The sequence below is a fragment of the Flavobacterium luminosum genome, assembly GCF_023635005.1.
GTDB lineage: Bacteria > Bacteroidota > Bacteroidia > Flavobacteriales > Flavobacteriaceae > Flavobacterium > Flavobacterium luminosum.
In genome coordinates, this window is the sequence record NZ_JAMLJM010000003.1 from 86,543 (window position 1) to 101,095 (window position 14,553).

Sequence of the window (14,553 nt, forward strand, 5' to 3'; positions counted from 1 at the left end):
TTATTTTGTTTCTTCCTCAGGTGATTTGTATGGCTTTTCTTTTTTTCCAAACAAAGAGACATTTACATATCGCGTAGGATGTAATCGAACGTCCTGAAGAAGCAATTCTAATTCTTTAGAGGTTTTAGATAAATTGTTATACAGCGCTTCATCTTTCATCAATTTACCCATAGTTCCCTTACCCGATTGCATGTCAACCAACATTTTGTTTACATTACTTAAAGTAGCTTCTAAATTATTTACGGTTTCCGCTAATTTGGCTTTTTCTAAATCTGCTGTAATTTTAGCCATATCACTCGAAGCTTTCTCCGCACTAGACAAGGTATTGTTAATTTTTTGATTGTTGGTTGCCAACATTCCGTTAACTTGTGAAGTCACTTTGTTCAACTCAGCTAATGTTTTGCTTAATTGAGCGATACTTGTTTTGATATTATTCTTAGTCTGCTCGTCTAAAACACTATTAAGATTCACTATTAACTTATCTGTATTAGTTAACAATCCATCTATTTTTTGCTGTGTCGGTTCCAATTTATTAGCAAAAGAGGTAGTTAATCCCTCTTTAACATCCGCTTTTAAGTAATCACCAGAAACTGCAATATTCTTGTCGTAGAAATTAGGGATGATAGCAACTTGTTTTCCTCCAATAAATCCTGGTTCGTAAATCTGTGCTAAACTAGATTTAGAAATAGGAAACGATTCATCATCAATTTGTAATTCAACCAGCAATTTCCCATCAGGATTTAATGTAATAGCATTTACCTTACCTATCATTTTACCACTGATAGTAACTGGCGCAGCCTGAATTAGCCCTTCTACATTATCGTATACTACGTAATATTTCTTGTGACTATTTAAAAGATTATTCCCTTTTAAAAAACTATAGCCCCAAATAAATAATAATAAGGAGCCAATGACCAAAATGGCCGTTTTTATTTCTCTTGTTAATTTCAAAATCGTATATTTTTGGACAAAATTAATAATTAAAATTAGTAATTACTTTTTCTTTACCGCTTCATTTAATGAAATTTTCACTCCATTTCTGAAAGGCACTATAAATGCTGAATCGTAACCTTTAGTTTTGGCTTCTGTCAATAACTTTTTAGAAGCTTCATAATTATTGGTTTCTCCATACATATATTTAAAAAAACCGCCTTCGGAAATTACTGAAATTTTATCTAAACCATTAAAATTAGCAGGGCTTGTCTCGATTTCTGACTTACTAGCTTTTATCTGGATTTTAAACACTGGTTTACTATTATCAACAGCACTTACTTTACTTTCAATTACTTTTGGAGCTTCTTTCACTTGAGGAGTTTCAACAGTTTTTTTAATAGTATCCTTTTTCACCGGTCTTTCCGATTTTTTGATATCTAAAACAGGTACTGTTCCTCCAAAATGATCTGCTTTCATTCTGAAAATTGCATCAGCAATCGATTTTGCTATGTTCAACTGTCCTTCCTCCGAGTTTAAATAAGCTCCTTCTTCTTTGTTAGAAATAAACCCAATCTCGATTAAAACTCTTGGCATAAAAGCTTTGTGAAGTACCATGAAAGGCGCTTGTTTAACACCTCTAACTTTTCGGTTTAACTTAACATCAAAATTATCTTGTACTTTGTGAGCAAACTCAATACTCTGATCTAAATATTCTTCTTGAGCTAATGTTGCACTAATTAACGACTCGGGAGAATTAGGATTATAACCGGCATATTTTTGTTTGTAATTATCCTCTAAAGTAATTACCGCATTTTCCTTTTTTGCCACCTCTAAACTAGAAGCACTTTTAGAAAGTCCCATCACATAAGTTTCTGCTCCATAGGCTTCTTGATTTCTATTTGCATTACAATGAATAGAAACAAACAAATTGGCATCGGCTCTATTGGCTATGTTACAACGCTCCACCAAATCAACAAAAACATCGGTTTTACGGGTATAATTAACAACCATTGAAGGGTCTTGTTCTAATATTTTACCTACTTTAAGCGCTACAGACAAAGCAATATTTTTTTCTACAAATCCATGGTACACAGCACCGAAATCGTGATCGCCGTGACCAGCATCTAGAGTAACTTTAAATTTTGTATTGGTTTGTGCCGTTACTGACGCAACGAAAACTAAAGAAAGTACCGATAAAGCCTTTTTAATTTTTGTCATTTTCATATTCAATTCTTTTATCCCGATTAAAAGGTTATAATTTTATAAAATGCTTACTTTTTTTTAAAAATAGATGTAAGTTTGTCACTTCAAAAATTAAGCCATAATTTTACAAAAATAGCATTTATAGCTTTGCGTACAAACTTATTTCATATCGTTTTAACATCTATTTTTCTCACTCTTTGCGGTTTGCAAACGTATTCCCAAGAGTTAGGCAAAAAAAGTATTTCCATACCCTCTGAAAAACAGAAAGATAGCCTTACAATTGGACTTAAAACATTCTCTAAGACCAATGATACCATAAAAAAAGATTCTATCAAAAAAAAGAAATCTTTGTTAGACGGTAAAATAAAGTACAAATCGAAACAATACGCTCGAATCAATCAGAAAAAAAGACAAATTACTTTGTACGATGAGGCCGAAGTGTATTACAAAGACATCGAATTAAAATCCGGAATCATCGTTATTGACTACGAAAAGGACGAGGTTTATGCCGGAAAGATCAATGATTCTGTTGGAAAACCTATTCAATATCCAGTTTTTAAGCAAGGATCCAATTTAGTAGAACCCGATTCTATTCGTTTTAATTTCAAAACCAAAAAAGCACTCATCTGGAATTCTAGAACAGAACAGAATGAGTTTAAAATACGAGGCGAAATTTCTAAAAGAGAAAATGATTCAGTCATCTTTATCAAAAATGCTCGTTTTACAACTTCAAAAAACATTGACGACCCGGAATATTACTTTTTAGCTCGAAAAATTAAATTTGTTCCTAAGAAAAAAGTAGTCGCTGGTCTTACAAATCTTGTGATTGCAGACGTTCCGACACCAATTGGTGTTCCTTTTGCTTTTTTCCCCATGACCGAAGAAAGCACTTCAGGATTAATTATTCCTACTTTTGGACAAACGAATCAACAAGGTTATTTTTTGCAAAACGGAGGATATTATTTTGCCATCAGCGACAAGTTAGATTTGGCTCTTTTGGGTGACTATTATACCAATGGAAGCTATGGTTTTAGAGTAGAAAGCAATTATGCCAAACGATACAGATATAGGGGTAATCTTAATTTTAGATACGAAAATCAAATCACAGGAGAACGTGGTTTCCCGGATTATTCCAAAACCAATCTATACAATTTGCAATGGACACATTCACCGGATCCTAAAGCTACGCCTAATTCAAGATTTTCGGCATCTGTTAATTTGGGGAGTCAAAAATATTATAAGAATTCATTCAATCAGTTAAATAGCGCTAACTTTTTAAATAACACTTTAAGTTCGTCGGTTTCATTTTCGAAAACTTTTAATGTTATTCCTCAGATTAATCTTTCGCTTACGGCAACGCATTCGCAGAACACCAACACGGGTTCTATCAACATGACACTTCCAACGTTTCAAGCCAACATGGATCGTGTTTTCCCTTTCGCAGGAAAAAATCAAGCTAAGAAAGGTTTCATTAAAAACATCAACTTTAATTACAGCGTTAGAGGAGAAAACAGAATCACAACCGTAGACTCATTGTTTTTTAAACCTGAGATGTTTCGTGATGCAAAAAATGGATTACAACACAGTATTCCAATCAGTACCAATTTTAAAGTTTTTAAATATTTTAGTGTAACAGCAAGTTCTAATTATCTAGAAACTTGGTACATGAAAACCATTGAAAAAAGATTCAATACCACTGAAAACAAAGTTGAAAATATTGAGAAAAATGGTTTTGCCGCTTTCAGAACTTATGACTTTTCCGCAAATTTAGGAACTACTATCTACGGAACCTTTAAATTTAAAGAAACCAACAAAATACAAGCCATACGCCACGTGATGCGTCCAAGTGTAGGCTACTCATATACCCCAAGTTTTGAGAAATACTATGACACTTATGCAGCCGATGGTAGTGGAAGAATGGAAACTTACAATCGTTTTGAACAAGGTATTTTTGGAGGACCAAACAATTCTATGAGCAACATTGTTACTTTTTCTTTGAACAATACCCTTGAAGCCAAAGTAAGAGATAAAGATTCGACCAAAGTAGAACCCAAAAAAATCATGTTGCTAAACAATTTAAACATTTCTACGAGTTACAATATGAGAGCAGATTCATTACGATTAGCTCCTTTGCGTATTAGCGGTGGAACCAATTTGTTTAAAGACAAAATGAATGTGAATTTTGGCATGACATTAAACCCTTATGCGATTAACAACAAAGGGCAAATGATCGATATGCTTAACATTAACAACGGTGGAAGCTTGTTTAGAATGACTAGTGCGAATATGACAGTAAATTATTCGTTGAGCAATCGAAATCAAAAATCAGACGATAATTCACTAAACAACAGAGGCTTGAGAAACGGTGGTCGTGCAGACAATTTATTTGGATCCACTACAGATTTCTCCGATCGTAGGAATACTCAGTTTGGTGAGGAAGAAAAAGAAGATACTTTTGATGGATTTTACAATGCCAAACTACCGTGGGATTTGCGCTTAGCCTATTCGATGACGTACTCTAACAACAATAGAGAAAGTAAAATCACACAAAGTTCTTTAATGTTTTCAGGTGATATCGACATTACTCCCAAATGGAAAGCCGGAGTTTCTTCTGGATATGATTTCGTTCAGAATGGAGTTACTTATACACAACTCCGTTTTCAAAGAGATTTGTTGAGTTGGCGAATGGATTTTAACTGGAATCCTTTTGGCGATAGAGCTTCATGGTATTTCTTTATTGGAATTAGCTCTTCGGTATTAAGTGATATCAAATGGGACAAGCGCAGTTTGCCTGACCAAAGATTAAGATAATAGTTTGCATTCAGTAATGAATCAGAAATTCAAATTATACTCATTAACCATCATTTCATGAAAAAAATTATTTTTACAGAAAAAGCACCTGCTCCTATTGGCCCATACAGTCAAGCGGTTTTAAGCGGTAATACTTTGTATACTTCAGGTCAAATTGCTATTAACCCTGCTAATGGTGAATTAGTAACTAGTGACATTGAAACAGAGACAGAACAAGTGATGCAGAATCTTAAAGCTGTTCTTGAAGCTGCAGATATGACATTTGACAATGTAATCAAATCAACTATTTTCATTATGAACATGGGCGATTTTGCTAAAATTAATGCTGTTTATGGAAAGTATTTCCAAGAAGAAACAGCTCCTGCCAGAGAAACGGTTCAGGTTGCTACACTACCTAAAAACGTAAATATTGAAATTTCAGTAATAGCGGTAAAGTAATTCTTTTAAAAGTTTATATAAAACAAAAAACCGAGAACTATCATTCTCGGTTTTTTTGTATTTAGAAGTTGATTCTTATTTTACTTCTTCAAACTCTACATCTTGTACATTATCGCCACCTGCTTGAGCTTGAGGATCTGCTTGAGCAGCTCCTTGACCTTCTGCTTGAGCTTTGTACATCTCTTCAGATGCTGCTTTCCATGCTTCATTGATTTTATCTAAAGCAGGTTGGATTGTAGCTACATCTTTAGTTTCATACGCTTTTTTCAATTCTTCTAAAGCAGCCGTGATGTTTGATTTATTTCCTTCTGACAATTTATCTCCAAATTCAGCTAATTGTTTTTCTGTTTGGAAAATCATACTGTCTGCCTCATTCAATTTAGAAGCTTTTTCCATAGCTGCTTTATCTGCTTCAGCATTCATTTCAGCTTCTTTTCTCATTTTTTCGATTTCTTCTTGAGTTAATCCAGAAGAAGCTTCGATTCTAATGTCATGAGATTTTCCTGTTCCTTTATCTGTTGCAGAAACTTTGATGATACCATTAGCATCAATATCGAAAGTCACTTCAATTTGAGGTACACCTCTTTGTGCAGGTGGAATTCCGTCTAAGTGGAAACGACCAATTGTTTTGTTGTCGTTTGCCATAGGTCTTTCCCCTTGTAACACGTGGATTTCAACTGAAGGCTGATTATCCGCAGCAGTTGAGAACACTTGTGATTTTTTAGTTGGAATCGTAGTGTTAGCTTCAATTAATTTTGTCATTACACCACCCATAGTTTCGATACCTAAAGAAAGTGGTGTTACGTCTAACAACAATACATCTTTTACGTCTCCTGTTAAAACTCCACCTTGAATAGCCGCACCAATAGCTACTACTTCATCAGGGTTTACTCCTTTTGATGGTTTTTTACCGAAGAATTTTTCTACTTGCTCTTGGATTACTGGAATACGTGTAGAACCTCCTACTAAGATTACCTCATCGATATCTGAAGTAGACAAACCTGCATCTTTTAATGCTTTTGCTACAGGTTCCATAGAACGTTTTACCAGACTATCTGCCAATTGCTCGAATTTAGCACGTGTTAATGTTTGCACTAAGTGTTTTGGTCCAGAAGCCGTTGCTGTTACGTAAGGCAAGTTGATTTCTGTTTGCGCTGAAGAAGACAATTCGATTTTTGCTTTCTCAGCTGCTTCTTTTAGACGTTGTAAAGCCATTGGGTCTTTACGTAAATCTACACCTTCTGCTGCATTAAAATCATTTGCTAACCAGTCGATGATTACTTGGTCGAAGTCATCCCCTCCTAAATGAGTATCTCCATTAGTTGACAATACTTCAAATACACCATCTCCTAATTCTAAGATAGAGATATCGAATGTACCACCACCTAAATCGTAAACAGCAATTTTTTGATCTTTACCTGCTTTGTCTAAACCATAAGCTAAAGCTGCTGCTGTAGGCTCATTGATAATACGCATTACTTCTAAACCAGCGATTTGACCAGCTTCTTTAGTAGCTTGACGCTGAGCATCATTGAAGTAAGCTGGAACTGTAATAACCGCTTGCGTTACTGTAGTTCCTAAATAATCTTCCGCAGTTTTCTTCATTTTTTGAAGTGTCATAGCCGACAATTCTTGCGGTGTATATAATCTTCCGTCGATATCAACACGTGGAGTATCATTATCTCCTTTCACCACTTTGTAGGCTACAGTAGAAGCTTCTTTAGAACTTTCAGAGAACTTGTTCCCCATAAAACGCTTGATAGAAGCGATTGTTTTTGTAGGGTTTGTTACTGCTTGTCTTTTTGCAGGATCACCCACTTTAATTTCACCACCTTCTACAAATGCTATAACTGATGGTGTGGTTCTTTTCCCTTCTGCGTTAGCTATTACTACAGGCTCTCCACCTTCCATAACCGAAACACATGAATTGGTTGTACCTAAATCGATTCCGATAATTTTACTCATAATATAAATCTCCTTAATTTTTAATTCCGTTTAATTGCCCCTCTAGGAGTGAGCAGTACTTTGCTGTACGGTTTGCTAAATGACAAGGATTGTGCCAAGAGAGAAATCATATAAAATTGTCAGATTTACTCAAAAACAGACTGACAAAATGACAATGGAGTTACTTCAATGTTTGTAGATTTGTACAAAACACTGCATCTCTGGCATTGGAAAACACAAAAGAAAATGACAGAAAAAGAAATGCCTAGTAAAGATAGTTCGTGATTATTATAATTCCGCGATGCTAATAACAACCGTTTTTTTCTCGATTTCTCTTAAATAGAAACTTCTCATTAAAAATAACAATCGAAAGAAGAATCAATGAGTATGCAATTATTTGTAACTGATTCATTTCTTCTTTGAAGTAAACTATCGCTATTACAAAATTAATTAAAGGATTAGTATACATTAAAATTCCCACTGCAGAAGAATTCATCCCTTTCAATGCGTATAAATTCAGAAATAACGGAATAATGGTAAACAAAACTACTATAAGTCCCATCATCGTATAAAATAATGTGGTCGAAGGAGTTTCTCCTTTGTAAAAAGGAAAAAAAGGCAACAAAACTAATGACGAGATTACCATTTGAACTGTGAGCACAACAAATCGGTCAAAGAGGTTATTCTTCCTTTGGGTGATTAAATACAGTGCGAAACTAGTTGCTATGACTAAACTATAAAGTAAATCGGCTACATGGCCGTAGGATAAGATTCCACAACTGAAAACACACAATACCACCGAAAACCATTGCCAGCCACTTAATTTTTCTTTCAAAATAAAATAAGCTAAAATAGTAGTGATAATAGGACAAATGAGATATGCAAAAGAGGCTGACTGCAAACTGACATGATTTACTGCATACATGAATAAAAACCAATTTAGCGTCAGCAAAAAACCTCCCACAAGGGTTAAAACTAAAGTTTTTCTTCGCTGTGTTTTGTCAAAAGAGCTGAATACTTTCCAATCGGCTTTTAGTTTCTCTTTTCTAAAAAATAAATTAATAACAAGAAGTAAAGTTGTAGCAAAAAACACCCTGTAGAATAAAATATCCAAAGATGGATAATCTTTAAGTGGTCGTAATGCCAAACTAAAAAAGCCCCAGGTGATAAATGCTGCTATAGCAGAGAAGAAATATTTGTTGAGTTGCATGATAAAAAAATTCGAAGCAAAATTAACGATAATCTTACTCCGAATTTTTAATTTTTTGTTATATTCTTAACTACCTAGATATTACTTATCCAAAGCTATTCCTTGTTTTCTTAAAATAGCCGTTACTTTCCATGCATAGAAAACCAAGTAAGCAAAGCACAAAACCCCTACAATGTAACTGGTTTTGATATCTGTTAAATCGGCCACATATCCTTGTAACCAGCTAATGATTCCACCTCCCATAATCATCATAATTAAGAAAGAACTTCCTTGGCTGGTATTTTTTCCTAAACCGCTAATAGCTAATGTAAAAATACACGGCCAAAGTGTACTACAAAACAATCCAACACTGGTAAAAGCATAAACACTTGTCATTCCGTCTGTATTCATACCAATCAAAAGAGCTAAAATACCCATACCAGAAAAGTACAATAGCATCTTAGCAGGATTTCCTTTACTTAGAATATCTGTAAAAATTAATACGGTAATGATTAAACTATATACATAAAAAGGAGTCAAATCGTGTTTTGCAATTGTGTTGACCAATAAAAAGACACCAAAGGCTAAATAAGGAGCAATAAACTTAAGTATTTTTTCAAAACCGGCATTTACTTGAAAAGCTTCCACAGCACCAGACCAACGACCAATCATTAAACTAGCCCAATACAAAGAAATGTAAGGCGCAATATCTTTGGTCTCAAAACCTAATTTAGTCTCCATATAATCCGGTAAATTACTTGCCGTAGCCACTTCAACTCCAACATAAACAAAAATAGCAATCATACCCAACACCAACTGAGGGTACGCTAAGGCCGATTTTTTATCACTCTTTTCATTTGAAGTTTCTTCAGTAACTCCTTGAGGCTTATCAGGCAATTGAGAAAATTTAAGAAAAACTGCTACTAAAAGAAATGCTATTCCTAAAATTAAATAAGGTATTTTAACACTCTCAATACTCATTTCTGTATGATTGTCCGTTGGAGAACCAAAAATGGCAAAACTCACAATTAGTGGACCAATCGTTGTTCCTAAATTATTAATTCCTCCGGCTATACTTAATCTTTGTGAACCTGTACTAGCATGTCCTAAAGCAATAGCCAACGGATTGGCAACAGTTTGCTGCAAAGAGAAACCTAAAGCTACTGTAAAAAGTCCTGCCAACATTAACGGAAACGATTGCATATTTGCAGCCGGGTAAAACAACAGTGTCCCTAATGCAGAAATAGTCAATCCTAGTGCTAATCCGTTTTTGTATCCAATTTTATTGACTAAATCTTGTTTCATCCCAAGTGAGATTAGCATGTAAATTACAGACCCAACGGTATAGGCTATGTAAAATGCCAACGATACCAATTGACTTTGACCCTGAGTTAAGTCGAAAGTCTTTTTGAATACAGGAATTAAGATATCATTACTAGCAGCCACAAATCCCCAAAAGAAGAATACTGTGACCAATGGAATAAACTGTGACCATTTCGTCTTTTGTGCTTCAGAAGTCATAAAATTGAATTTTGCTTTTTGGTTAACTATCCAAATATATACATTTTGTTTAAATTCTCTTAAAATGACCCGCAAAGCTTTTATTAGAATTTAAAAGTAGTATTTTTGTTAAAAATATAGATTCTGATGAGATACATTTGGGCTTTATTAGTAAGTGTTTTATTTTTAATCAGTTGCGATGATGGTGATATTATTGTAGACAGTTTCAATTTTGATACTGCTCAAGTTCAAAAATGCACCACTTCTAACACTTTATATAAAATAAGTGATAATGAAGCTTTAGTTTTTGTTACTCCAGAAAGCAGTTTTCCTAATGAAACCCAAACTGAAACTATTTCTATTGGTGGAGGAAACAGCATTACTTACAGAAAATATTCAGCGGATGTTTTAACATCTAGTGTTTGTGAAACACCTACACAAACCGTAACTGAAGAATGGAATTGCATTGGTGGTGATATCGAAATTAAGTCTACTCCTATTTATGATACCACTAATCCAACTAAGATTATAGCTTACAATCACGCGATTACTTTCAAAAATCTGATCTTCCAAGCACCCGGAAAACAAATTGTTTACGATACTTACGCTTTTGGAAATTATAGAACAGACGTATTGGATCTAGCTTTTAATTTTACTTCACCTGATGAAGTTCTTACTTGTTCCAACAACAATCTGATTTTTAAATACAATTCAAACAAAGTTTTATTATTTGATATAGATAAAACAACTTTATTCCAAAATGTTGTTACAACTCCTGGTAATCCAAGAACAGCATTGATTAATACTACAAACAACAAAGTAATTTACAGAGTGTATAACGGTGGTCTGAATCAGAATTTCTTTTGCAGTAGCATTACTCCTTCTACTCCAACCTTAACAGAAGAATGGATAGCTGACAATGGTGTTACGGATGTTTCTGGAATAATTAGAGTGGTTACGGAAGCTACTACTGACCCGAACACTTTCAAACATACTTTGTATTTGTATAAAACTACTTTCAGAAAAGGGATTTACTATTACAGTCCTAATCCGGAAGGTGATTACAAATTTGGAACTTATTTCACGACGCTATAGGAAATTTTTCTTTTGGATGAAATGCACTTCGGTGGCACCTAAACCATATTTTTGGTAATTGGCATCCTGGAAATTAAGATTATCATATCTTCCCAATAAGAAATCGAGTTCGGCTTTAAGTACTCCTTCGCCAACACCATGAATAAATACAACTTTAGGAATCCTGTTTTTCATGGCAAATTCCAATTGTCGTTTGGCCGTTTCCATTTGTAAAGTTAAAATATCATAATTACTCATTCCCTTTTTATTGGGTACTAATTTTTCGATATGCAGATCGATTTCCAGTAGAAATTCATCTTTTCTGGATTTCTTTTCTTTCACAAAACTTCTCGGCTTAGGTATTTCTTTTTCTTTTTTTATAGAAGAGAAATTTACTTTTGCCATGTTATTTAACAACTCTCCCGAAGCTTCAATCAGAATTAATTCATTAGCATGAAACGTTAGTTCAAAGCCTTCCTCCGTTTCTATAGTTACCTGACTGGAAGAAACTTTAAGCACCACTCCATTGATAGCATCATCGAGCACCGAAACTTTATCTCCTTTTACAAACATTATTGGTCGTTATCGTTATTTTTACTGGGAACCTTTCTGCTGAGACGCATCATTCCGTAAAACAAAAGTACAAATCCCATAATTTGTACCCAAGTATTGGATTGTTCTAAACTTTGTTGCCAAAATAAAACGCCAACAACAACCAATACCAATATGAAGATGACTATTTTTTTCATTTCCTAAAAATTTATTCAAAAGTACAATTAAACGCCGAAGGTTTTTTATTTATGCAGATATTTTGTAAAATTGAAAAAAAATTAAACATGAAAGCAGAAGAATATATGATTCCCTGCATGAGCAAGAAATTTTTAGGAATAGAATGTTTGGGATGCGGAACACAAAGAGCCTTGTATTTAGTATCCGAAGGAAAATTTGCAGAGGCATTTCAGATGTATCCCGCCATATACACTCTACTACTCTTCTTTATAGTCCTGGGACTTCATTTTATCGATAAATCTAGAAGTTACAAAAAAATTATTATTCCATTAGCAATACTTAATGCTGTTATTATGGTTATTGCTTATTTTTATAAACAAATCAATTAAAATCAAACTAAAATCATTCAATTATGGAGGAAACTAACTCTCAATTTTCAAACTTTGAAGCGCAATCTCAAAAATTACCCAATGCAACAACCGTACTTGTTTTAGGTATTTTATCGATCATTACTTGCTGTTGCTATGGTGTATTAAGTCTGCTTTTGGGCGGAGTGGGCTTGTATTTAGCCAAAAAAGATACTCTAAATTATCAACAAAACCCTCAGGCTTATACCAATTATGACAACTTGAAAATTGGTAAAATCTTATGTATCATTGGAATTGTTCTTGGGGTTATTTATCTACTATATATGATTTGGATTTTGTCCGTTATTGGTCTTGATGCCTTACAGAATCCTCAACTAATAGAAGAAAGAATCCGAGAAATTACCGGACAATAATAAACAAAAAAAGGCTGTCCTAGATTATAGACAGCCTCTTTTTTTTGACATCCTTATGTTCTAAAAAACAGAAGTAGCCGCAGAAAAAATACCTACTAAGAATAGTATCCCATAAATTCCAACCAGTAGTAAAGTGGCTACCCCTATGAATTTGTAATGCGATTTAAGATTTTTAAAACCTTCTTCTAAATCTTCACTATTGTTTTCTGCAAAAGCTTTCTTCATTTTACTGGCAAAACGATACAAATACAACACCGGAAACAAATAAACTAAAGATATTCCTATGTAAAAAACAGATAGTAACGCCCCTGGAATACTCGCCGGTGTCTCCAAAGAAGACATCATAGTCCCCATAAAGATTCCTAACACGATCATTAAGCCTATAAACACAAAACCCACAATAGCCAATAAATAAGCCCATTTTGCAGTCTCTCTTAAAAATTCTTTGGATTGATTGCTTAAATGCAATTCAAAGTTTTCAAATGAAGATGATTCTTCCATAAATAGTTAGTTTGTTTAGTTTGTAGTTTATTTTTATTATTCAAATTCTTTCAAAGTCCCGGTAATAATTGAAATACATTCTTGTAATTGTGTTTCATTCATTACTAAAGGTGGTGCAAAACGAATTATATTTCCATGAGTTGGCTTAGCCAGCAATCCGTTTTCTGCAAGTTTCAAACAAATATTCCAAGCTGTATCACTATCTTCCGAATCGTTAATTACAATAGCATTCAACAATCCTTTACCACGAACTAAAGTTGCAATACTAGAGGTTTGAATGTATTTCTCTAATTCTGAACGGAAAATTTCCCCTAGTTTTCGCGCATTTTGAGCAAGATTTTCTTCAGAAACCACCTCTAAGGCAGCCATAGCTACTGCTGCAGCCACAGGATTTCCTCCAAAGGTTGAACCGTGTTGCCCGGGTTTGATCACATTCATAATAGCATCATTTGCCAAAACTGCCGAAACAGGATAAGCACCTCCTGATAATGCTTTTCCTAAAATTAAAATATCAGGTTGTACGTAGGTTTCTTGCTTTTCGCATGCTTTTTCACAATTACAATTACCACAAACGGCTAATAAAGAGCCGGTTCTGGCAATTCCTGTTTGAACTTCATCCGCAATAAACAAAACATTGTGCTTCTCACATAACGCTTTGGCTTTAGATAAATAATCATCAGAAGGAACATAAACACCCGCTTCTCCCTGAATAGGTTCTACTAAAAAACCTGCAATATTTGGTGAAGAAGTGATGGCTTTTTCTAAAGCTTCAATGTCGTCATACGCTATTTTGATAAATCCTTGGGTGTAGGGCCCAAAATTTTTACGGGCATTTTCATCGTTAGAAAAAGAAATAATCGTTGTAGTTCTTCCGTGAAAATTATTTTCACAAACAATAATCTGCGCTTCGTTTTCGTGAATTCCTTTTTTTTCATACGCCCATTTTCTACAAATCTTCAAAGCTGTTTCTACGGCTTCAGCTCCGGTATTCATGGGTAATACTTTATCGAATCCGAAATAATGGGTAACAAATTGTTCGTAAACCCCTAATTTATCGTTGTAAAAAGCTCGTGAAGTAAGCGTTAAAGTTTGCGCCTGCTCTATCATAGCTCCTACAATTTTAGGATGACAATGTCCTTGATTTACTGCCGAATAAGCCGACAAAAAATCGTAGTATTTTTTTCCTTCTACATCCCACACATAAACACCATCTCCTTTACTCAGAACCACTGGTAATGGATGATAATTGTGTGCTCCGTGTTTGTCTTCTAATGCAATCGCTTTGGCTGAACTTAATTTTTCTAAAACTGCCATGGTAATAATTTTTTTTGATTGGTAAAATCGCAATTCCTACTTGTGGAGAGAAATCATCCATATTTTCTTCAAAAGTACAAATACCAAATTACAAAAACTCAATATTCTACAATCTTTAATTCCGCAAAAAAAAATA

General features: G+C 34.2%; 14 protein-coding genes. 5 read left to right on the forward strand and 9 right to left on the reverse strand.

The annotated features are described in order from the left end of the window. Together NAT50_RS05400 and NAT50_RS05405 are read right to left on the reverse strand one after the other, a co-directional pair. The gene (locus NAT50_RS05400; RefSeq protein ID WP_250592158.1) at window positions 1–951 is read right to left on the reverse strand and encodes an MlaD family protein; all 951 of its coding nucleotides are present in this window, start codon (window positions 949–951) and stop codon (window positions 1–3) included. 42 nt (window positions 952–993) lie between these two features. Then, window positions 994–2,157 carry an N-acetylmuramoyl-L-alanine amidase family protein gene (locus NAT50_RS05405; RefSeq protein WP_250592160.1) on the reverse strand — a complete coding sequence of 388 codons (1,164 nt, stop codon included), beginning with the start codon at window positions 2,155–2,157 and terminating at the stop codon, window positions 994–996. A gap of 75 nt (window positions 2,158–2,232) precedes the next feature. On the opposite strand from NAT50_RS05405, the gene NAT50_RS05410 reads away from it, so the two are divergent. Next, window positions 2,233–4,947, forward strand: coding sequence for a putative LPS assembly protein LptD (locus NAT50_RS05410; RefSeq protein ID WP_250592162.1), 2,715 nt, complete (start codon window positions 2,233–2,235; stop codon window positions 4,945–4,947). Window positions 4,948–5,004: 57 nt separating this feature from the next. Continuing rightward, complete coding sequence (locus tag NAT50_RS05415) at window positions 5,005–5,385, forward strand: RidA family protein (RefSeq protein ID WP_250592164.1); 381 nt, start codon at window positions 5,005–5,007, stop codon at window positions 5,383–5,385. A gap of 75 nt (window positions 5,386–5,460) precedes the next feature. Here NAT50_RS05415 and dnaK read toward each other — a convergent pair whose 3' ends face one another. From dnaK to NAT50_RS05430, 3 genes are all read right to left on the reverse strand, one after another. After that, the gene (gene dnaK / locus NAT50_RS05420; RefSeq protein WP_250592165.1) at window positions 5,461–7,350 is read right to left on the reverse strand and encodes a molecular chaperone DnaK; all 1,890 of its coding nucleotides are present in this window, start codon (window positions 7,348–7,350) and stop codon (window positions 5,461–5,463) included. Window positions 7,351–7,633: 283 nt separating this feature from the next. Next, entirely contained in the window at window positions 7,634–8,539 is a 906-nt protein-coding gene (locus NAT50_RS05425) for an EamA family transporter (RefSeq protein WP_250592166.1), read from the reverse strand. An 81-nt stretch (window positions 8,540–8,620) separates the two neighbouring features. After that, complete coding sequence (locus NAT50_RS05430) at window positions 8,621–10,039, reverse strand: MFS transporter (protein ID WP_250592167.1); 1,419 nt, start codon at window positions 10,037–10,039, stop codon at window positions 8,621–8,623. Window positions 10,040–10,165: 126 nt separating this feature from the next. Between NAT50_RS05430 and NAT50_RS05435 the strand changes: the two genes are divergently transcribed. After that, a complete protein-coding gene (locus NAT50_RS05435; RefSeq protein ID WP_250592168.1) occupies window positions 10,166–11,113 on the forward strand; it encodes a hypothetical protein in 948 nt (315 codons plus the stop codon). Here NAT50_RS05435 and NAT50_RS05440 read toward each other — a convergent pair. Both NAT50_RS05440 and NAT50_RS05445 read right to left on the reverse strand, forming a co-directional pair. After that, on the reverse strand, window positions 11,108–11,665 hold the full coding sequence (locus NAT50_RS05440; RefSeq protein WP_250592169.1) for a Smr/MutS family protein: 558 nt from the start codon (window positions 11,663–11,665) through the stop codon (window positions 11,108–11,110). The two genes, NAT50_RS05435 and NAT50_RS05440, sit on opposite strands and share 6 nt — an antisense overlap. Then, window positions 11,665–11,841 (reverse strand): hypothetical protein, encoded by a 177-nt coding sequence (locus NAT50_RS05445; protein WP_250592170.1) that lies wholly within the window; start codon window positions 11,839–11,841, stop codon window positions 11,665–11,667. Before NAT50_RS05445 ends, NAT50_RS05440 begins: the two co-directional genes overlap by 1 nt. A gap of 87 nt (window positions 11,842–11,928) precedes the next feature. Between NAT50_RS05445 and NAT50_RS05450 the strand changes: the two genes are divergently transcribed. Further along, entirely contained in the window at window positions 11,929–12,210 is a 282-nt protein-coding gene (locus tag NAT50_RS05450; RefSeq protein ID WP_250592172.1) for a DUF2752 domain-containing protein, read from the forward strand. 23 nt (window positions 12,211–12,233) lie between these two features. Beyond that, window positions 12,234–12,602, forward strand: a complete 369-nt coding sequence (locus tag NAT50_RS05455; RefSeq protein WP_250592174.1) for a CCC motif membrane protein — start codon at window positions 12,234–12,236, stop codon at window positions 12,600–12,602. A gap of 60 nt (window positions 12,603–12,662) precedes the next feature. Here the strand turns inward: NAT50_RS05455 and NAT50_RS05460 are convergent, their stop codons facing one another. After that, window positions 12,663–13,103 (reverse strand): hypothetical protein, encoded by a 441-nt coding sequence (locus tag NAT50_RS05460; protein WP_250592176.1) that lies wholly within the window; start codon window positions 13,101–13,103, stop codon window positions 12,663–12,665. 36 nt (window positions 13,104–13,139) lie between these two features. Further along, a complete protein-coding gene (gene rocD / locus NAT50_RS05465) occupies window positions 13,140–14,417 on the reverse strand; it encodes an ornithine--oxo-acid transaminase (RefSeq protein WP_250592178.1) in 1,278 nt (425 codons plus the stop codon). Between the last annotated feature and the right edge of the window lie 136 nt (window positions 14,418–14,553).

Bases quoted from the DNA above. Each gene is read 5' to 3' on its own strand.
- NAT50_RS05405 (WP_250592160.1), bottom strand. From the start codon at position 2,157: ATGAAAATGACAAAAATTAAAAAGGCTTTATCGGTACTTTCTTTAGTT.
- NAT50_RS05415 (WP_250592164.1), top strand. From the start codon at position 5,005: ATGAAAAAAATTATTTTTACAGAAAAAGCACCTGCTCCTATTGGCCCA.
- dnaK (WP_250592165.1), bottom strand. From the start codon at position 7,350: ATGAGTAAAATTATCGGAATCGATTTAGGTACAACCAATTCATGTGTT.
- NAT50_RS05425 (WP_250592166.1), bottom strand. From the start codon at position 8,539: ATGCAACTCAACAAATATTTCTTCTCTGCTATAGCAGCATTTATCACC.
- NAT50_RS05430 (WP_250592167.1), bottom strand. From the start codon at position 10,039: ATGACTTCTGAAGCACAAAAGACGAAATGGTCACAGTTTATTCCATTG.
- NAT50_RS05435 (WP_250592168.1), top strand. From the start codon at position 10,166: ATGAGATACATTTGGGCTTTATTAGTAAGTGTTTTATTTTTAATCAGT.
- NAT50_RS05440 (WP_250592169.1), bottom strand. From the start codon at position 11,665: ATGTTTGTAAAAGGAGATAAAGTTTCGGTGCTCGATGATGCTATCAAT.
- NAT50_RS05445 (WP_250592170.1), bottom strand. From the start codon at position 11,841: ATGAAAAAAATAGTCATCTTCATATTGGTATTGGTTGTTGTTGGCGTT.
- NAT50_RS05450 (WP_250592172.1), top strand. From the start codon at position 11,929: ATGAAAGCAGAAGAATATATGATTCCCTGCATGAGCAAGAAATTTTTA.
- NAT50_RS05455 (WP_250592174.1), top strand. From the start codon at position 12,234: ATGGAGGAAACTAACTCTCAATTTTCAAACTTTGAAGCGCAATCTCAA.
- NAT50_RS05460 (WP_250592176.1), bottom strand. From the start codon at position 13,103: ATGGAAGAATCATCTTCATTTGAAAACTTTGAATTGCATTTAAGCAAT.
- rocD (WP_250592178.1), bottom strand. From the start codon at position 14,417: ATGGCAGTTTTAGAAAAATTAAGTTCAGCCAAAGCGATTGCATTAGAA.